Here is a 3,230-nt window from a genome sequence, read left to right on the forward strand (position 1 = left end):
ATACAAGAGATGAAATAACAAGAAGCTTGTCTGCCAGTGGGTCCATGAATTTTCCGAAATCCGTTACAAGGTTGTACTTTCTTGCTATATATCCATCAATGCTGTCAGTTATTGATGCTACAACATATATAATCAGTCCAACCAATTTAGTATATGTGAAAAAATCCGTAAGTATAAAAAACATAAAAAATGGTATCAGGCAAATTCTCAATATTGTAAGTTTATTAGGCAAGTTCATAATATTCTCCTACCAAATCATATTCAAGGGCTTCTGTTATTTTTACATCTACAATATCCCCTGGCTCTAATTCATACCTGCTGTCTACATATACATTTCCATCAATGTCCGGCGAATCCATATATGTCCTTCCAATATATCTATTTTCTTCAATATGCAAATCAATTATAACATTAAACCTTTTATTAATAAATGTCTTATTTTTTTCAATGGAAATATTCATTTGCTTTTCCATCAAAATATTTCTTCTTTCTTCCCTAATGTCTTCATCTATACTCTCAGCCATTTTTGCAGCTGGAGTTCCTTCTTCCTCAGAATAAGAAAAAACACCAAGTCTGTCAAATTTGAATTCTTCAATGAATTCTTCAAGCTCTTCAAACTGCTCCTGGGTTTCACCTGGGAATCCAACTATGAAGGTAGTCCTTATAACGGCATCTGGAATTCTGCTTCTTATGCTTTTAAGAAGAGCATCAATGCTTTTTCTGTCTGTTTTTCTGTTCATTCTTTTTAGCACCTTGTCATTGACATGCTGAAGAGGTATTTCAAAATAATTAAGCAATTTTTCATTGGATACAAAGGTTTCAAGTAATTTTTCGTAGAAATCCTCAGGATATATATAGTGGACTCTAATCCATTCGACTCCCTTCACCTCCGAAATCTTTTCAAGAAGTATGTGAAGCTTTTTTTCTCCATAGAGATCAATTCCATACTTGCTTGTATCCTGTGCTATTATAATGATTTCTTTAATACCTTCTTCTGCAAGAATTCTAGTCTCTTCTACAATATCTTCGATTTTTCTACTTCTGTATTTTCCTCTCAACTGGGGAATTATGCAATAGGTGCACAGATTGTCGCATCCCTCTGCAATTTTCACATAAGCATAGTGTTTGCTTTCTGTAAGAATCCTAGGAAGATTATCAGGAATAATTCTGGATGGATCTTTTACAGCTGTACCTTCTTTTGATTCCTTTAACATTGTAAATATTTCATCATAATTTGAAGTACCTATGAAGAGGTCTATTTCAGGTATTTCCTTCAAAAGCTCTTCATAATACCTTTGTGACAAACATCCAGCTACTATAATTTTATTTATAATACCATCGTTTTTTAAATTAACAACTTCAAATATTGTGTTTATGGACTCTTCCTTGGCATCTTTTATGAAGGCACAAGTGTTTATTATCACTATGTCACTTTCTTCAATATTAGTTGTTAGTTCATATCCTTCTTTTAAAATTCCAAGCATATACTCCGAATCAACTGTATTCTTCGAACATCCAAGGGTAATTATATGTATTTTTTCCATTTTTTCTCCTACTAAAAATTGATTTCTTCCAGTTCTTCCGCATTGATTAAAACTTTTCTAGGTTTGCTTCCTTCATGAGGACCTACAACACCCATTTCTTCCAACTGGTCGATTATTCTTGCTGCTCTTGAATATCCAAGCTTAAGCTTCCTCTGAAGATATGAAACAGATGCATGTCCTTCAATAACTACAAGTTCTGCTGCATTTTGTATCAACTCGTCATAATCCTTGTCCTTGTCAAGCTGTACACTGTTTATTTCCTCTTCAATCTTTTCCATGCTAGAAATTATACTTTGGTTCCTTATGAACTCAATGACATCTTTTACTTCATCATCACTTACGAAAGTTCCTTGTATCCTTTGAGGCTTGCTCATGCCTACAGGATGATATAGAAGATCTCCCTTACCAAGAAGCTTTTCAGCGCCTCCAATATCAAGTATTGTTCTTGAATCAATATGAGAGGAAACAGCAAATGCTATCCTTGAAGGAATGTTTGCCTTTATAGTTCCTGTAATAACATCTACAGACGGTCTTTGAGTTGCAATGACAAGATGTATTCCAGCTGCCCTTGCAAGCTGTGCAAGCCTTGTTATACTGTCTTCTACTTCTCCAGCCGCCACCATCATAAGGTCTGCCTGCTCGTCTATTATTATAACCATCTTAGGTATTGTATCATTTTCATTTTCTTTTCTCATTTTTGCATTGTATGAGTTGATATCCCTAACACTGTTCTTTGCAAACAACTCATATCTGTTTGTCATTTCTTGAACAGCCCAGTTAAGCGCATTAGCTGCCTTTCTTGGATCAGTAACAACAGGTATCAGCAAATGGGGTATTCCATTATAAACATTCAGTTCAACCACTTTGGGATCCACCAGTATAAGCTTTACATCATTTGGTTTTGCATTGTAAAGTATGCTTATGAGCAGTGAATTTATACAGACACTTTTTCCAGAACCTGTTGCACCAGCTATCAAAAGATGGGGCATGGATGAAATATCTGCAACAATATTTTTTCCCGCAATGTCTTTTCCAATTGTAAATGGTATAGAATTGTCTTTTTCCCTTTTCCTATATTCATCAGAGTCTATAAGCTCCTTAAGAAATACATTGGACTTGTTTGAGTTTGGAACTTCTATTCCAATAGCAGCCTTCCCAGGTATGGGTGCTTCTATCCTCAAGTCTGAAGTTGCAAGACTTAAGGCTATATCCTTTGATAGGTTGGTTATTTTACTGACTTTAACTCCGGGAGCCGGTTGAAGTTCATATCTTGTTATAGTAGGACCTCTGTTTATCTGAACAAGCTTGCAGTCTATTCCAAAATTGTTCAAAGTGTTAAGGAGTATGTCTGCACTTTCTATTGCTTCCTGCTTCTCATTTTTGATATTGTCTCTTTTATTTTCCATAAGAAGATCTATTGGTGGAAGCTTGTATTCCATGCTTTGAATTGTACCACTTCCAAGACTGGTGTTATACTTGCCTTCAATGTCTTCACTGCTTTGTTTCACTTCTTCAACTACTTTTTCAGTCTTCTTTGCAGCTTTAGGCTTTTTAGCTAATTTTTTGCTTTCTGTATTATTTGTTGTCTTAAACTCTCCGCCTATCTCATCGCTGAAATCCAGCTGTTTCACTTCGGTTTCGTCAATACCAATATCCATAACCTTCTTCTTATCTGCTTGATGCTTG

General features: G+C 35.2%; 3 protein-coding genes. All 3 read right to left on the reverse strand.

What is annotated here, in order from left to right:
* Positions 1-238, reverse strand: a 238-nt coding sequence (locus AC3AX0_RS09960; RefSeq protein WP_487550140.1) for a CDP-alcohol phosphatidyltransferase family protein, incomplete at its 3' end; no start/stop codon positions are given.
* A complete protein-coding gene (gene rimO, locus AC3AX0_RS09965) occupies positions 225-1,544 on the reverse strand; it encodes a 30S ribosomal protein S12 methylthiotransferase RimO (RefSeq protein ID WP_487550141.1) in 1,320 nt (439 codons plus the stop codon). The genes AC3AX0_RS09960 and rimO, both read right to left, overlap by 14 nt.
* Positions 1,545-1,555: 11 nt before the next feature.
* The coding region (locus AC3AX0_RS09970; RefSeq protein WP_487550142.1) for a DNA translocase FtsK at positions 1,556-3,230 on the reverse strand (1,675 nt) is incomplete at its 5' end.

The sequence above is a fragment of the Dethiosulfatibacter sp. genome, assembly GCF_983023055.1.